This window comes from Pseudomonas sp. 05N36 (genome assembly GCF_056397385.1).
In genome coordinates this window covers 20,792-34,570 of the sequence record NZ_JBFTNH010000009.1, presented here as the reverse complement: position 1 = coordinate 34,570, position 13,779 = coordinate 20,792, and the positions used below count along the sequence as shown (strand labels likewise).

14 protein-coding genes are annotated in these 13,779 nt (G+C 58.3%); 9 read left to right on the top strand and 5 right to left on the bottom strand.

Going from position 1 to position 13,779, the window contains the following annotated elements; translation table 11 throughout:
• Positions 1–75 precede the first annotated feature (75 nt).
• The 4 genes from zwf to AC1DIH_RS13650 all read left to right on the top strand — a co-directional run bounded on the left by zwf (position 76) and on the right by AC1DIH_RS13650 (position 3,869).
• On the top strand, positions 76–1,545 hold the full coding sequence (gene zwf / locus AC1DIH_RS13665; protein WP_477772071.1) for a glucose-6-phosphate dehydrogenase: 1,470 nt from the start codon (positions 76–78) through the stop codon (positions 1,543–1,545).
• Entirely contained in the window at positions 1,532–2,245 is a 714-nt protein-coding gene (gene pgl, locus AC1DIH_RS13660) for a 6-phosphogluconolactonase (RefSeq protein WP_477772070.1), read from the top strand. Before zwf ends, pgl begins: the two co-directional genes overlap by 14 nt.
• Positions 2,246–2,262: 17 nt before the next feature.
• Positions 2,263–2,928 carry a bifunctional 4-hydroxy-2-oxoglutarate aldolase/2-dehydro-3-deoxy-phosphogluconate aldolase gene (locus AC1DIH_RS13655; RefSeq protein WP_024264889.1) on the top strand — a complete coding sequence of 222 codons (666 nt, stop codon included), beginning with the start codon at positions 2,263–2,265 and terminating at the stop codon, positions 2,926–2,928.
• A 215-nt stretch (positions 2,929–3,143) separates the two neighbouring features.
• Positions 3,144–3,869 carry an intradiol ring-cleavage dioxygenase gene (locus AC1DIH_RS13650; RefSeq protein ID WP_477772069.1) on the top strand — a complete coding sequence of 242 codons (726 nt, stop codon included), beginning with the start codon at positions 3,144–3,146 and terminating at the stop codon, positions 3,867–3,869.
• A gap of 27 nt (positions 3,870–3,896) precedes the next feature.
• Here AC1DIH_RS13650 and AC1DIH_RS13645 read toward each other — a convergent pair whose 3' ends face one another.
• Together AC1DIH_RS13645 and AC1DIH_RS13640 are read right to left on the bottom strand one after the other, a co-directional pair.
• Positions 3,897–5,078, bottom strand: a complete 1,182-nt coding sequence (locus AC1DIH_RS13645) for an aminotransferase class V-fold PLP-dependent enzyme (RefSeq protein WP_477772068.1) — start codon at positions 5,076–5,078, stop codon at positions 3,897–3,899.
• A gap of 20 nt (positions 5,079–5,098) precedes the next feature.
• Positions 5,099–5,335 carry a DUF3820 family protein gene (locus tag AC1DIH_RS13640; protein ID WP_019693207.1) on the bottom strand — a complete coding sequence of 79 codons (237 nt, stop codon included), beginning with the start codon at positions 5,333–5,335 and terminating at the stop codon, positions 5,099–5,101.
• A 202-nt stretch (positions 5,336–5,537) separates the two neighbouring features.
• Here AC1DIH_RS13640 and AC1DIH_RS13635 point away from each other — a divergent pair, with 202 nt between their 5' ends.
• Positions 5,538–6,005 (top strand): PA2169 family four-helix-bundle protein, encoded by a 468-nt coding sequence (locus AC1DIH_RS13635; RefSeq protein ID WP_477772067.1) that lies wholly within the window; start codon positions 5,538–5,540, stop codon positions 6,003–6,005.
• A gap of 67 nt (positions 6,006–6,072) precedes the next feature.
• On the opposite strand, the gene AC1DIH_RS13630 is transcribed toward AC1DIH_RS13635, so the two are convergent.
• Entirely contained in the window at positions 6,073–6,543 is a 471-nt protein-coding gene (locus AC1DIH_RS13630) for a MaoC family dehydratase (protein ID WP_477772066.1), read from the bottom strand.
• A gap of 185 nt (positions 6,544–6,728) precedes the next feature.
• Positions 6,729–7,673: a lysophospholipase gene (locus AC1DIH_RS13625; protein WP_477772065.1), complete on the bottom strand. Its 945-nt coding sequence runs from the start codon at positions 7,671–7,673 to the stop codon at positions 6,729–6,731.
• Positions 7,674–7,902: 229 nt separating this feature from the next.
• Between AC1DIH_RS13625 and fadD2 the strand changes: the two genes are divergently transcribed.
• Positions 7,903–9,591, top strand: coding sequence for a long-chain-fatty-acid--CoA ligase FadD2 (gene fadD2, locus AC1DIH_RS13620; protein WP_477772064.1), 1,689 nt, complete (start codon positions 7,903–7,905; stop codon positions 9,589–9,591).
• Positions 9,592–9,959: 368 nt separating this feature from the next.
• Entirely contained in the window at positions 9,960–11,660 is a 1,701-nt protein-coding gene (fadD1, locus tag AC1DIH_RS13615) for a long-chain-fatty-acid--CoA ligase FadD1 (RefSeq protein ID WP_477772063.1), read from the top strand.
• Positions 11,661–11,889: 229 nt separating this feature from the next.
• Here fadD1 and AC1DIH_RS13610 read toward each other — a convergent pair whose 3' ends face one another.
• Positions 11,890–12,267: a hypothetical protein gene (locus AC1DIH_RS13610; protein WP_054593671.1), complete on the bottom strand. Its 378-nt coding sequence runs from the start codon at positions 12,265–12,267 to the stop codon at positions 11,890–11,892.
• A gap of 197 nt (positions 12,268–12,464) precedes the next feature.
• Between AC1DIH_RS13610 and AC1DIH_RS13605 the strand changes: the two genes are divergently transcribed.
• Positions 12,465–12,656, top strand: a complete 192-nt coding sequence (locus AC1DIH_RS13605; protein WP_054593670.1) for a CsbD family protein — start codon at positions 12,465–12,467, stop codon at positions 12,654–12,656.
• Positions 12,657–12,834: 178 nt separating this feature from the next.
• Entirely contained in the window at positions 12,835–13,779 is a 945-nt protein-coding gene (locus AC1DIH_RS13600; RefSeq protein WP_477772062.1) for a YihY/virulence factor BrkB family protein, read from the top strand.

The following is a 13,779-nucleotide window of genomic DNA, read 5'->3' as shown; positions in this document are numbered from 1 at the left end:
TATTACTACATTTTTCCTTGAGCGATGCCTTGAAAAAAGGTATTTGTAGCTTAACTTGATAAAAGAACAAACATCATGCCTTCGATTACGGTTGAACCGTGCACCTTTGCCTTGTTCGGCGCCTTGGGCGATCTGGCCCTTCGCAAGCTGTTTCCTGCTTTGTACCAACTCGATGGCGCTGGCCTGCTGCACGAGGACACGCGCATTATCGCACTGGCCCGTGAGCCCGGCAGCGAGCAAGAGCACCTGGCCTTTATTGCCCGTGAACTGCGCCATTACGTTGATGCCAAGGAACTCGACGAAGCAGTGGTCGAGCGCTTCCTGGCACGCCTGACGTACCTGCATGTCGACTTCCTGCAGCCTGACGACTACGTCGCCCTGGCCGAGCTGGCCGGTTCGGCGCAGCGGATGATTGCCTACTTCGCGACGCCCGCTGCGGTGTACGGCGCGATTTGCGAGAACCTGGCGAAGGTCGGCCTGAGCGAAAACACCCGTGTGGTGCTGGAAAAGCCGATCGGTTCAGACCTCGAGTCGTCGCGCAAGGTCAACGACGCCGTGGCGCGGTACTTCCCGGAAAACCGCACGTACCGCATCGACCACTACCTGGGCAAAGAGACGGTCCAGAACCTGATCGCCCTGCGTTTCGCCAACAGCCTGTTCGAAACCCAGTGGAACCAGAACTACATTTCCCACGTGGAAATCACCGTCGCCGAGAAGGTCGGGATCGAGGGCCGTTGGGGCTACTTCGACAAGGCCGGCCAACTGCGCGACATGATTCAGAACCACCTGTTGCAGTTGCTGTGCCTGATCGCCATGGACCCGCCAGCGGATCTTTCGGCTGACAGCATCCGTGACGAGAAAGTCAAAGTGCTCAAGGCGCTGGCGCCGATCAGTCCGGAAGGCCTGACCACCCAGGTGGTGCGCGGCCAGTACATCGCCGGTCACAGCGAAGGCAAGTCGGTGCCGGGTTACCTGGAGGAAGAGAACTCCAACACCCAGAGCGACACCGAAACCTTCGTCGCCCTGCGTGCCGACATCCGCAACTGGCGTTGGGCGGGCGTGCCGTTTTACCTGCGTACCGGTAAGCGCATGCCGCAGAAACTGTCGCAGATCGTCATCCACTTCAAGGAACCGTCGCACTACATCTTCGCTCCCGAGCAGCGCTTGCAGATCAGCAACAAGCTGATCATCCGCCTGCAACCGGACGAAGGTATTTCCTTGCGCGTGATGACCAAGGAACAAGGCCTGGACAAGGGCATGCAGCTGCGCAGCGGTCCGTTGCAGCTGAATTTTTCCGATACCTATCGCAGCGCGCGGATCCCCGATGCCTACGAGCGGTTGTTGCTGGAAGTGATGCGTGGCAATCAGAACCTGTTTGTCCGTAAAGATGAAATCGAAGCCGCGTGGAAGTGGTGTGACCAGCTGATTGCCGGGTGGAAGAAGTCCGGTGATGCGCCCAAGCCGTACGCGGCGGGCTCCTGGGGACCGATGAGTTCCATTGCACTGATCACGCGGGACGGGAGGTCGTGGTATGGCGATATCTGAATTCAAACTGCCTCAGGGCGTCAGCGCTCATGAGTTTCGCAGCCCGGTGTTGCTGGCCGAAGGCCTGGCACTGAAGGTGGCCAAGCAACTCAGCGACGCCATCGATGCCCGCGGCGCCGCGACGCTGGTGGTCTCTGGCGGACGCAGCCCGGTGGCGTTTTTCCAGCACCTGGCCAAACAGGCACTGGACTGGTCCAAGGTCGTGGTGACCCTGGCGGACGAGCGCTGGGTACCGGTGGAACATGCCGACAGCAATGCCGGTCTGCTCAAGCGTTACCTGTTGCAAGGCCCGGCGGCCAAGGCGAAGTTCCTCAGCCTCTACAGCGCCACTGCCAACCTTGAACAGGCTGCCGAGCAGGCCGACCGCTTGCTCGCCGAGCTGCCGGCAATCGACGCGCTGGTGCTGGGGATGGGCGACGACGGTCACACTGCCTCGCTGTTCCCCAACAGCCCGAACCTGGCCGAAGCCTTGCGAGTCGACGGCACACGCCGTTGCTGGCCGATGCTGGCGCCGACGGTGCCGCATCAGCGCCTGACCATGAGTCGTGCGTTGCTGGCCTCGGCACAGTTCACCGTGCTGTCGATTTCCGGTCAGTCCAAGTTGACTACCCTGAGTGCCGCACTGGCCGGTGACGATGTCGCCGCAATGCCGATTCGTGCGTTTCTGAAACCCACGTTAGAGATTTACTGGTGCCCATGAACCAAGGATCAGCCGCTATGACAAACACTCAACCGACCGTTTCCATGGCGGACAAAGTTGCCCTGATCGACAGCCTCTGCGTCAAGGCGCGGATTCTGCCGGTGATCACCATTGCCCGCGAGCAAGACATTCTGCCACTGGCCGATGCCCTTGCCGCGGGTGGGTTGACGGCCCTGGAAGTGACATTGCGTTCGCAGTTCGGCCTCAAGGCCATCCAGGTCCTGCGTGAGCAGCGTCCAGAGCTGGTCACCGGTGCCGGCACTGTGCTCGATCGCAACATGCTGGCCGCCGCTGAAGCTGCCGGTTCGCAGTTCATCGTGACCCCAGGCATTACCCGCGACCTGCTGGAAGCCAGCGTTGCCAGCCCGATTCCGCTGTTGCCAGGTATCAGCAACGCCTCCGGGATCATGGAGGGCTATGCCCTGGGCTATCGCCGCTTCAAGTTGTTCCCGGCGGAAGTCAGCGGTGGCGTGGCGGCGATCAAGGCCCTTGGCGGCCCGTTCGGCGAAGTACGTTTCTGCCCGACTGGCGGTGTTGGTCCCGCCAACATCAAGAGTTACATGGCACTGAAAAACGTGATGTGCGTCGGCGGTAGCTGGATGCTTGATCCGGAGTGGATCAAGAACGGCGACTGGGCACGTATCCAGGAGTGCACCGCCGAGGCGCTGGCTCTGCTGGACTGATTGGTTTTACCGGCTGTTTTTTACGCAGAATCGTTGTAGTTGTGTTCTACGGCTTTACGGCGCACTTGGTCAGTGCGCCGTTTTTTTTTTGCCTGTAGAAAAGGTGGCTGCTACGGGTGTTGGAATTGGAGGATGTGTAAGAGGCATACATAGTTACCGCAACCCACCCCGGAGATCTGTTTATCCTTTGAACAACTTATGGAGGAAGGCGACTCATGGAAGAACACGCAACAACCACGGCAACCGGGCCAGTCTGTTTATTGGCCCCTGAACAGATTGCCGGCCCGTACTTCAGAAACCCCAGGTTGATTCGCAGAAATATCAGTGAAGGTGCCAGCGGCATTCCCTTGCTGCTCAAACTGAGCATTGTCGACGTCAGCACCTGCGAACCGGTGACGGATGCCCTGGTGGATATCTGGCAATGCAATGCGCGAGGGGCCTATTCGGGCTGGAGCAAGATCAATCCGGATAAAGAGGTCGATGTCGGCGATATCGGCTCGGTTCCGCGTACCGATGACGACACTTATTTGCGCGGTGGGCAATTCACCGATCGCAAAGGCGTCGTCAGGTTTACCACGATTTATCCGGGGTTCTATGCGGGGCGCAGCGTGCACATTCACGTTGCCGTGCGAATCGTTTCCGGCAGTAATTACCTGGACGCGCGGCACGTTGCCTGGGTTGGCCAACTGTACCTTCCAGAGGTGGCGTCACGTTCGGTATTGAATGCCAAAGACTACTCCGGACGGGCCGTTTCGCCGCTGCGCAACGACCAGGACGAGCTCTTTACCCAAATGCATGGGGAAGACTCGATCCTGAAAATCCACACCATTGCCCGTGATTCCTGGGAAGACGGTTATTTCGGGCAGTTGACCATCGGGATCGACAGGCGCGCGATGTCGGCGCAGATCAAGCCCGAAGACTTCGACATTTACACCGTGTGAACAGCAGAAGCTCCGCTGTTCATCACCTCAACTCAGTTCAATCAGGGCTTGAGCCAGCAGCTGCATTTCCCGTGCGGTGCTGGTCAGGCCCGGTGTGATGCGAATACAGCTGCCGCACGCCGAACCGCTACGGGTCACGGTGAACAGGTTGTAGTCGTTGAGCAGGCGGTCGACCATCGCTTGTTGGTCGACATGCCGGGTGAAGCGCATCGAGGTGATGCCGCAATACAGACGCGGATCATCCGGGGTCATGACTTCAATGCCCTGCACATCGCGAACGGCCTCGACCCACAGATTGCGCAAGTAATTAAGTCGCGCACCCTTGGCGGCTGCGCCACCGATGGAACGATGTTCTTCGAACACCAGCGGCAAGGTCAGTAACGCCGGAATGTTTGGCGTGCTGTAAGGCGTGCGCGAGCGGATGTCGGTGAGCGGAAAGTGAAACTCGCCCATGTCCGGATCGATATCGGCCAGACGCTGTGGTGCGATGTAGATGAACCCCAGGGTCAACGGTGCGCCGATCCATTTGTGCAGGTTGTAGCCGGCAAAGGAGATGCCCAGGTCATCGAGGTTGAATTCAATCTGGCCGAGGGCGTGGGCGCCGTCGAGGATCACGTCGATCCCGTGCTCTTTGGCCGCGGCGGCAATTGCCTTGACCGGCATCACCAGGCCGGTGCGATGGGTGACGTGGGTCAGCGCCATCAGCTTGAGCCGTGGATAACGCACGAACGCCTCGCGGTAGGTCGCCACCAACGTCTCGAAGCTGGCGGGATGAGCATGCTCGATCTCGATCACTTCGACGCCGCGATAGCGAGCCAGCCAGCGCATCGCACTTTTGACCGTGTCGTATTCCAGATCGCATAGCAGCACCTGATCGCCCGGTTGCAAGCCGTTGTAGTTGCGAATCAGCGATTGCAGTGCGTCCGAGGCGTTGCGTGTCAGGGCTACCGCTTCGGCGGGCACCTGCAAGAGCTCGGCCAGTTGCCCGCGTATTTCCACGCTTTCGATTTTTTCGAAGCGCTGGCGCACATGCACCGAGTTGCTGCGGTTGATGAGCTCGATGTTGCGCTGGTACTCCTCGACCACGGTACGCGACATGCGGCCGAAGTAACCATTCTCCAGATTGATCGGACCTGGCTGGACTTCATAGCGGTCGGCGAACGTTTGCCAAAAAGCTTCATCAAGTGCGCGGCGCGTGTTTTCGGGCATGGGGCGACTCGTTCCGTGGTTCAGTGGCGTGGTTTGGGTTTGCCATGTTTGGCGCGTAGCGGGTCGAGCAAGTCGGACAGGCCGTTGTGATCGATCTCCTGCATCAGGGCCAGCAAGCCGCCCAGTTCACCGTGGGGAAAACCCTCGCGGGCGAACCAGTTCAGGTATTGGCCGGGCAGGTCGGCAATGATGCGCCCCTTGTATTTGCCAAAGGGCATTTCGCGGGTGACCAGTAGTTCAAGCTTTTCGGGATTCATCGATCGCTCGTCTTGATTCAAACAGTCTGGAAAATACAGGCATTCTGCATGCAGGCCAATTGACAGATCATGCAAATAACTCGGGTGCAGATGCCTGGTGAAAAATTAACTTGTTGAAATACAAGATAAAAAATTCACTCAAGGGCTGGCACACGAGATGCAGTGTTTTAGGTATCCCTCTTGGTCTGCGAGGAACTGAAAAATGACTGACATCAAAAAAGAAGTGATTTCAGTCCTGAACGACCTGATCGAGATCAGCAAGGACGGTCAGGAGGGTTTCAAGACCTGTGCCCAGGACATCAAGCATCCTGAACTCAAGGCGCTGTTTGTCAAACGCGCTGCCGAGTGCGCCACCGCCGCTGCCGAACTTCAACATACCGTGCTTTCGATGGGGGGCGATCCCGAGACCAGGACCCGTGTCGGCGGTGATAGGCATCGTCGTTGGGTCGGCGTTCAATCATTGGTCACTGGAAAGAGCGAAGAAGTGGTGCTCAACGAAGCCAAGCGTGGCGAGGACCACGCCCTGAAGGCTTACGAAGCAGCGCTCGAGAAGATCAACGAAGACAATCTGCTGGGGATTCGTGATCTGGTCGAGCGTCAGTATCACGGGGCGCAACGCAACCACGATCAGGTCAAAGCCTTGTGTTATCAGGCTCGTGCCCGGTCGTAAGTCGGTCAAAAACGCCTGGATCAGAGGATCGTTCCCACGCGTGCGTGGGAGCGATCATATAGGGGCGTCAGCCAATGCTGATCGCGGGCAGTGTCGGCAAGGTCACGGTCTGTTGCTTGCGCGGTGCGAGGATTTCGGCCTCGCCGTCCACGACCAGTTCATCGCGCTGGTTGAATACCCGGGTGGCGATGCGCACGCGGAATTTCGGCATTTTTTCGAGGATTTCCAGGCGTACGGTCAGGGTGTCACCGATTTTTACCGGCTTCTGAAAGCTCATTTGCTGACCGATATAGATAGTCCCCGGCCCAGGCAGCTCGCAGGCGACGGCGGCGCTGATCAGCGCACCGCTGAACATGCCGTGGGCGATGCGTTCCTTGAACATGCTCGCTGCCGCAAACTCGGGGTCCAGGTGCACCGGGTTGTGGTCTCCGGACATCGCCGCGAACAGCTGAATGTCGCGCTCCTCGACGGTCTTGCTGTAGCTGGCGGTCTGGCCGACTTCAAGGGCTTCGTACGGGGTATTGGTAACCTGGGTCATATGTCTTGAATCCTGTGACGAGTTAAGTGAAATAGGCTCTGTACGAAAACTGCCTGCGCGTCGACCAGGCTGCGTTAAAAACAGGCTCGGAATGCTCATTTAGAGGCCTAAACTCCGCTTCCTCGCCTGTTTTTGCCTTGCCTGATCGCCGCTCGGCTAGTTTTCGTACAGACCCTAACCAAACATTATTCGGTTCGGGGTGGCCGGCGATGGCTCAGTGCCTCAGCCAGCCATTTGAGCAGGTCCGCGGTCACTTCATCGCGGTTGCTCTCGTTGAACAGTTCGTGCCGGGCTTGCAGGTAGATATTGAGCTGCATGCACTGGTTGCCGGCGCCGCGCAGTGCGTCGGCCAGAGCCTTGAGACGTTTGCCTTCGCTCACCGGATCACATTCACCACCGATCACCAGCAATGGCAGGCCCGGATCGATCTCCGCGAGATTGGACGCTTTGCTGATTTGCTGCAAGCCGCCGAGCAGGTCGATCCACAGCTGGTTGGTGCAACGGTAGCCGCACAGCGGGTCGTGGACGTACTTGTCGACTTCGTCCGGGTCGCGGCTGAGCCAGTCGAACCGGGTGCGATGGGGCTTGAAGGGCTTGTTGAATGAACCGAACGACAACCACTCGATCAATGCACTGCGACCGGTAGGCCCCTGGCGCCAGCGTTCGAAACGCGCGATCAGGCGCGCGACGCGATAGAGCGCAACTGGCTGGAAGTTCGAGCCACTGAGCACGGCAGCGTGCAGGCTGGCGCTGTGATGCAGCAGGTACGCCTGGGCGATGTAGCTGCCCATGCTGTGACCCAGCAGCACGATAGGCACGCCCGGATGGTGTTGGCCGATGTGTTGGTTAAGGCTGGCCAGGTCTCCGACCACTTTGAGCCAACCGTCCTTGTCCGCGAAATGCCCGAGCACGCCGTGTTCGGCGGTTTTGCCGTGGCCGCGCTGGTCCAGTGCATAGACGCCGTAACCCTCGGTACATAAAGCCTGCGCCAGCCGCGCATAACGACCGCTGTGTTCAGCCATGCCGTGGGACAGCAGAATCACCGCCTTCAGCGGGCCTTCAGGCAGCCACTGGTTGACGAACAGCCGACTGTGATCGCTCGCGGTCAACCAGAATGTATCGTGGATCATGGCGATTCCTTTGCACGGTTTTGTTTAGGCGCGGCGTCGTTGCATTGTATAGCTCATCAACCGCAGGGCGTGCGATGCGGGTGTCCCCCAGCAGCAAGATTCACGCTATCAATGTTGCCGGTGCGTATATTTGCCTGAATCACCATAGCTGCTAGTGTCCCAGAAGCCCCGCTTTTTCAGCGTCACAGAGAGGCGGCCCGGATTCGCTCAGGTAAAGAGGACAAGAACAATGCAACCTGATTTCTGGAATGACAAACGCCCGGCCGGCGTACCCAATGATATCGAACCGGGTGCCTACAAGTCGGTGATCGAGGTGTTCGAGCGTTCCTGCAAGAAGTTCGCTGACCGTCCGGCCTTCAGCAACATGGGCGTGACGCTCACCTACGCCGAGCTTGAGCGCTACAGCGCGGCGTTCGCTGGCTACCTGCAAACACAGACCGACCTGTTGCCCGGTGATCGCATCGCGGTGCAGATGCCCAATGTCCTGCATTACCCGATTGCCGTGTTCGGCGCGTTGCGTGCCGGGCTGATTGTGGTCAACACCAACCCGCTGTACACCGCGCGTGAGATGCGTCACCAGTTCAAGGACTCCGGTGCCCGGGCGCTGGTGTACCTGAACATGTTCGGGCAGAAGGTCCAGGAAGTACTGCCCGACACCGAGATTCAGTACCTGATCGAAGCGAAGATGGGCGACCTGATGCCGACCGCCAAGGGCTGGCTGATCAACACCGTGGTCGACAAGGTCAAGAAGATGGTCCCGACCTATGACCTGCCGCAGGCGATTTCCTTCAAGAGCGCGTTGCGCCTGGGCCGCGGTCAAGGCATCAGGCCATTGAAGGTCAGCCTCGACGATGTCGCCGTGCTGCAATACACCGGCGGCACCACGGGGTTGGCCAAGGGCGCGATGCTGACCCACGGCAACTTGGTCGCCAACATGCAGCAGGCCCGGGCGTGCCTCGGCCAGTTCGGCAGCGATGGCAAACCGCTGTTGCGCGAAGGCCAGGAAGTGATGATCGCGCCGCTGCCGCTGTACCACATCTATGCCTTCACGGCGAACTGCATGTGCATGATGGTGACCGGCAACCACAACGTGTTGATCACCAATCCACGAGACATCGCCGGCTTCATCAAGGAACTGAAAAACTGGCGGTTCTCGGCGCTGCTGGGGCTCAACACGCTGTTCGTCGCCCTGATGGATCATCCGGAATTCAAGACCCTGGACTTCTCCAGCCTCAAACTCACCAACTCCGGCGGCACCGCACTGGTCAAGGCCACCGCCGAACGCTGGGAACAGATAACCGGTTGCCGGATCACCGAAGGCTACGGCTTGACCGAAACCTCGCCAGTGGCCTGCACCAACCCGTATGGCGACAAGTCACGCATTGGCACGGTCGGCCTGCCGGTGCCGGGCACCACGTTGAAAGTCATCAATGATGAGGGTGTCGAACAGCCCATGGGCGAGCGGGGCGAGCTGTGCATCAAGGGCCCGCAAATCATGAAAGGCTACTGGCAGAAACCCGAAGCCACTGCCGAGGTGCTGGATGCCGAGGGCTGGTTCAAATCCGGTGACATCGCAGTGATCGACCCGGACGGGTTCGTACGGATTGTCGATCGCAAGAAAGACATGATCATCGTCTCGGGTTTCAACGTGTACCCGAACGAAATCGAAGACGTGGTGATGGCGCACCCGAAAGTCGCCAACTGTGCGGTAATCGGTGTGCCCGACGAGCGTTCCGGGGAGGCGGTGAAGCTCTTCGTGGTGGCGCGTGAAGCGGGGGTCAGCCTTGAAGAGTTGAAGGCCTACTGCAAGGAAAACTTCACCGCCTACAAGGTGCCCAAGCACATCGTGCTGCGTGAGTCGCTTCCAATGACGCCGGTGGGCAAGATTCTGCGGCGGGAGCTGCGCGATATCGCTTGATACCTGAAGGCTGCGCTTCGCGCATTCGCGGGCAAGCCCGCTCCCATAAGGTCCGCGTGACCCCCTGTGGGAGTGGGCTGCCCGCGATGCTTTTAGGGGGAAAGGCCCATTCTACGGGGCTTTCAAGGCGTTATAGGATTTTTGCTCTAAAATGACTGCCTGCTGTTCTTGAGTCATTAAAGTGACTGTAGGGGCTCTATTTGGCTCTAGTAGGGCCTTGGCAAAGCTGCTACTCTCGGCGCGCTTTGTGACTTCCCGGCCCAGGTAAAAGCCGGACTCACCAAAATAGACATCAATAAAAAACACACACCCAATAATAATCGCATCAAATGCGGTGACGAATTCGCGTTGCTGAGGAGTGGGCTTCCATGATCGAAGACTTTTGGAAGGATAAGTACCCAGCTGGAATTGCTGCCGAGATCAATCCAGACGAGTATCCGAATATTCAGGCAGTGTTAAAGCAATCCTGCCAACGCTTCGCCAACAAACCGGCCTTTAGTAACCTCGGCAAGACACTCACCTACGGTGAGCTGTACGAATTGTCCGGTGCTTTTGCCGCTTACCTGCAACAGCATATCGATTTGCAGCCGGGCGATCGAATTGCCGTACAACTGCCAAACCTGCTGCAATACCCGATCGCTGTGTTTGGTGCCATCCGCGCCGGCTTGATCGTGGTCAACACCAACCCGCTGTACACCGCGCGGGAAATGGAACACCAATTCAACGATTCCGGCGCCAAGGCGTTGGTGTGCCTGGCGAACATGGCGCACCTGGCCGAGGCCGTGCTGCCCAAGACAGGCGTCAAGCACGTCATCGTCACCGAGGTGGCCGATCTGCTGCCACCGCTCAAGCGCTTGCTGATCAACAGCGTCATCAAGTACGTGAAGAAGATGGTCCCGGCCTATCACCTGCCCAAGGCCGTCAAGTTCAATGAGGTGTTGAGCAAAGGCCACGGCCAGCCCGTGACCGAAGCCAACCCGGCCAGCAGCGACGTTGCCGTGCTGCAATACACCGGCGGCACCACCGGCGTGGCCAAGGGGGCAATGCTGACCCACCGCAACCTGGTGGCGAACATGATGCAGTGCCGGGCGCTGATGGGGTCCAACCTGAATGAAGGTTGCGAAATCCTTATCACGCCGCTGCCGCTGTACCACATCTACGCCTTCACCTTTCATTGCATGGCGATGATGCTGATTGGCAACCACAACATCCTGATCAGCAACCCGCGCGACCTGCCGGCGATGGTCAAGGAACTGTCGAAGTGGAAGTTCAGCGGTTTTGTCGGCCTGAATACTTTGTTCGTGGCGCTGTGCAACAACGAAGCGTTCCGCAAGCTGGACTTTTCAGGCCTGAAAATCACCCTGTCCGGTGGCATGGCCCTGCAACTGGCCGCTGCCGAGCGCTGGAAAGCCGTCACCGGTTGCGCCATCTGCGAAGGTTACGGCATGACCGAAACCAGCCCGGTGGCCACCGTCAATCCAAGCCAGAACATTCAGATCGGCACGATCGGTATTCCGGTTCCGTCGACCCTGTGCAAAGTCATCGATGACGCTGGCGTTGAACAGCCGCTGGGCGAAATCGGTGAGCTGTGTGTGAAAGGTCCGCAAGTGATGAAAGGCTACTGGCAGCGCCAGGAAGCCACCGATGAAATCCTCGACAGCGAAGGCTGGTTGAAGACCGGTGACATCGCGCTGATCCAGCCAGATGGCTACATGCGCATTGTCGATCGCAAGAAAGACATGATTCTGGTCTCCGGTTTCAACGTCTACCCGAACGAGCTCGAAGACGTGCTGGCCACCTTGCCGGGCGTGCTGCAATGCGCAGCCATTGGTGTACCGGACGAGAAGTCGGGCGAGGCGATCAAGATTTTCATCGTCGCCAAACCGGGGGTAACCCTGACCAAAGAGCAGGTGATGACGCATATGCGTGCCAATGTGACCGGCTACAAAGTGCCGAAAGCCATTGAGTTCCGCGATGCGCTGCCGACCACCAACGTTGGCAAGATCCTGCGTCGCGAATTGCGCGACGAAGAGCTGAAGAAACTCGGCTTGAAGAAGGTCAGCGCATAAAAACAAAAAGCCCCGCAGATGCGGGGCTTTTTTTCAGATACCTGGATCGTTTTTTGTGGCGAGGGAGCTTGCTCCCGCTGGGGCGCGAAGCGACCCTGAATTGGGCCTGCTACGCAGTCCAGCGGGAGCAAGCTCCCTCGCCACAGATACTTCTCAGGCCTCCAGACTTCCTTAAGTGAACAGCATTGCCGCATTTGCGGGGCTTTTTGTTTCTTCAGATCTTTTGCTTTCAGAGGCGGAACTGCGCGAAATTGACGTTGGTGCCAGCCGGGCGCATGTCCTGAAGGTACGAGTCCTTGTCGGCGCTCAGTTCCAGGCTCAGGGCCGCCTTGCGCTTGCCTTCATTGCGCACCACCAGGCCTTCGAGCTTCTCGCGCAGGAACACCGTCGGCACTTTCAGGTGCAGCAGTTCGTCGGTGGCGGGCGTGTACATCAGCAGGTGAACCCATTCGTACTGACCAATGGCCAGGCGCGCAACCGGGATATCAAACCACCAGATGTTGCGGTTGCGGTTCAATTCGGTGAAATGGCAGTTGTTGACGCCAAGCACTGCACCGCCGAGTTCCTGGTTTCTGCGGGCAATGGCCTGCTTTTTATCGAGTTTCATAACGTTCCTACGGGATTGGATCTTCAGCGCCACGGCCTGAATACGTTGCGCATTCTCGGGGCAAAGCCTGCAAACATAAAGCCCAACGTGCATGTGCTGATGAAATGACCGAGCGTAAATAAATGAAACTCTGTGCAACGCCTTACGGTCAACCTCTACGTAGTCACTGACCTTTGAGTGTTCACAGGAGAAATACCATGAGCAGCACTGGCGATAAAGTTAAAGGCCTGGCCAACGAAGCGGTCGGCAACGTCAAGCAAGGTGTGGGTAAAGCCACCGACAATCCCAAGTTGCGAGCCGAAGGCAAGCTTCAGGAGAAGAAAGGCGAAGCCCAGCAAGCGCTCGGCAAGGCTAAAGACGCGATCAAGAAAACCATCGATAAAATCTGACCCGATAACCTGTTTTAGTGCAGTGTGACGGCCATCCGAGGATGGCCGTTTTTCTGTGGCTTATTGTTATGAATCCCCCCGAAATTGTTTCAAAGGCGCCAAGTAGGTTACTTTGATGTAGAAAACGGCCCCCTGAGTCGCCCCCGACTTCAACCTTTTTGCGGCGAAAGGAGACGCTATGATGTTCCCTGAGTTGAAGGGCTTGCCCTTGCACCGCGTGATGATGCGCACCGTCACTGAGTTCATCAATGACGAGATGTCGACATATGCCTCGGCACTGGCCTATCAGATGCTGTTCTCGCTGTTTCCCTTCATTCTGTTCCTGATCGCCCTGATCGGTTTCCTGCACCTGCCGGACTTCTTTTCCTGGCTGCGCCTTCAGACAGAGCTGGTATTGCCGCCGCAAGCGCTGGAACAAGTGAACCCGGTGATCGACCAGCTCCAGCAATCCAAGGGTGGATTGCTCTCGGTGGGTATCGTCATCGCCCTGTGGACCGCCTCGGCGGGTGTGCGGCTGATGATGAGCGCGATGAACGCGGCCTACGATGTGGTCGAAGGCCGGCCGATCTGGAAGCGTTTCCCGCTGTCGATTTTCTACACCATTGGCGTTGCCGGCATGCTGCTGGTCGCTGCGGCCTTGATGGTGCTCGGCCCGCAGGTGATGGAATGGATTGCGTCACAGATCGGCATGGAAAAGTTCATCGTCACGCTGTGGACGATACTGCGCTGGCCGGTGATCGTCATTTTGCTGATGGTCGCGGTCGCATTGATGTACTACGTGATGCCTGATGTGAAGCAGCGGTTTCGCTTCATCACGCCGGGCTCGGTGCTGGCGGTGGTGGTGTGGATCATCGCTTCGCTGGGCTTTGGTTATTACGTCAAGACCTTCGCCAACTACAATGCCATGTATGGCAGTATCGGCGCGATCATCGTGCTGTTGCTGTACTTCTATATTTCCGCTGCGGTGCTGTTGCTCGGCGCGGAAATGAATGCGGTGATCGATCACATGTCGAGCGAAGGCAAGCATCCTGGTGCCAAGGACTTCGGTGAACACGACGAAAAACAACACGTTTCGGGACTGGGCCGGGACCACTCGCTCAACCCGACCACTGACGAAGCCTGA